The organism is Paraburkholderia sp. J63, from assembly GCF_905220245.1.
Lineage (GTDB): Bacteria > Pseudomonadota > Gammaproteobacteria > Burkholderiales > Burkholderiaceae > Paraburkholderia.
The window spans coordinates 1-1,852 of sequence record NZ_CAJMZF010000115.1 but is presented as its reverse complement, the minus strand read 5'-3'; the positions used below and the strand labels follow the sequence as shown (position 1 = coordinate 1,852).

Annotated in this window: 1 protein-coding gene; it reads left to right on the top strand. The window is 66.3% G+C overall.

Translation table 11 applies throughout. The features are described 5' to 3' along the window. The first annotated feature begins 34 nt into the window (after nt 1-34). Complete coding sequence (gene glmS, locus U5775_RS38695) at nt 35-1,852, top strand: glutamine--fructose-6-phosphate transaminase (isomerizing) (protein WP_322063399.1); 1,818 nt, start codon at nt 35-37, stop codon at nt 1,850-1,852.

Genomic DNA, 1,852 nt, shown 5'->3' with positions numbered 1-1,852 from the left:
GCGCCCCGCCTCTCATTGCAAAGGATCGAACTCCATGTGCGGCATCGTCGGCGCAGTAGCGCAGCGTAATATCGTTCCCGTTCTCATCGAAGGCCTGCGGCGGCTCGAATACCGCGGCTACGACTCGTGCGGCGTGGCCATCGTCACGGCAGAAGGCCCGCAGCGCGTGCGCAGCGTCGCGCGCGTGGCCGAACTCGACGAGCAGGTGCGCGAGGCGCACTTCGAGGGCGTCACGGGCATCGCGCACACGCGCTGGGCCACGCACGGCGCGCCCACGGTGAACAACGCGCACCCGATCTTCTCGCGCAACGCGCTCGCGATCGTGCACAACGGCATCATCGAGAACTACGAGTCGCTGCGCGAGACGCTGCGCGGCCAGGGCTACGAGTTCGTCTCGCAGACCGATACCGAAGTCATCGCGCACCTGATCCACAGCCTCTATAAGGGCGACCTGTTCGCGGCCGTGCGCGAAGCCGTGCAGCAGCTCTCGGGCGCGTATGCGATCGGCGTCGTGCACAAGGACCAGCCGCACACGGTGGTGGGCGCGCGCGCGGGCTCGCCGCTCGTGGTGGGCCATGGCGATGGTGGCAACTTCATCGCCTCGGACGCGCTTGCCATCGCGGGCAGCGCGAACCGCATCAGCTATCTGGAAGAGGGCGACGTCTGCGAAATCACGCTCGAAGGCGTGCGCATCGCCGACCGCCACGGCAACGAAGTCCAGCGCGCGGCGCGCGACGTGCAGGCCTATAGCGGCGCGGTCGAGCTCGGGCCGTATCGCCACTACATGCAGAAGGAGATCTTCGAGCAGCCGCGCGCGATCTCGGACACGATTCCGGCCGACGTCGCCTTCGATCCCGTGCAGTTCGGCGAGAACGCGGGCGAGGTGTTCCGCGGCATCGACAGCATTCTCATTCTCGCGTGCGGCACGAGCTACTACGCGGGGCTGACCGCGAAGTACTGGCTCGAATCGGTCGCGAAGATCCGCACCGAAGTCGAGATCGCGAGCGAGTACCGCTATCGCGAGTCGGTGCCCAATCCGCGCTCGCTCGTGGTGACGATCTCGCAGTCTGGCGAAACCGCCGACACGCTCGCGGCGCTCAAGCACGCGCAGTCGCTGGGCATGGAGCACACGCTCGCGGTCTGCAACGTCGCGACGAGCGCGATGGTGCGGCTCACGGAACTCAAGTTCCTCACGCATGCGGGACGCGAGATTGGCGTGGCGTCGACGAAGGCGTTCACGACGCAGCTCGTGGGTCTCTTCATTCTCGCGGTGACGCTGGGCAAGCTGCGCGGCCACGTGAATGCGGAGCAGGAAGCGGCGTACCTGACGGAGCTGCGTCACCTGCCGGCGGCGCTCAATGGCGTGCTGGCGCTGGAGCCGCAGATCATCGCGTGGGCGCAGGAGTTTGCGCGCAAGGAAAACGCGCTGTTCCTCGGGCGCGGGCTGCACTATCCGATCGCGCTCGAAGGCGCGCTCAAGCTCAAGGAGATCTCGTACATCCACGCCGAGGCCTATCCGGCGGGCGAACTCAAGCACGGGCCGCTCGCGCTCGTGACGGAGGCGATGCCGGTGGTGACGGTGGCGCCCAACGACGCGCTGCTGGAGAAGCTCAAGTCGAACATGCAGGAAGTGCGTGCGCGCGGCGGTCATCTCTATGTGTTCGCCGATGCGGATACGCATATCGCGAGCGAGGAGGGTATTCATGTGATCCGGATGCCGGAGCACTATGGTCAGCTCTCGCCGATCCTGCATGTGGTACCGCTGCAGCTGCTCGCGTATCACACGGCGTGCACGCGCGGTACCGATGTGGACAAGCCGCGTAATCTGGCTAAGTCGGTGACGGTGGAATAA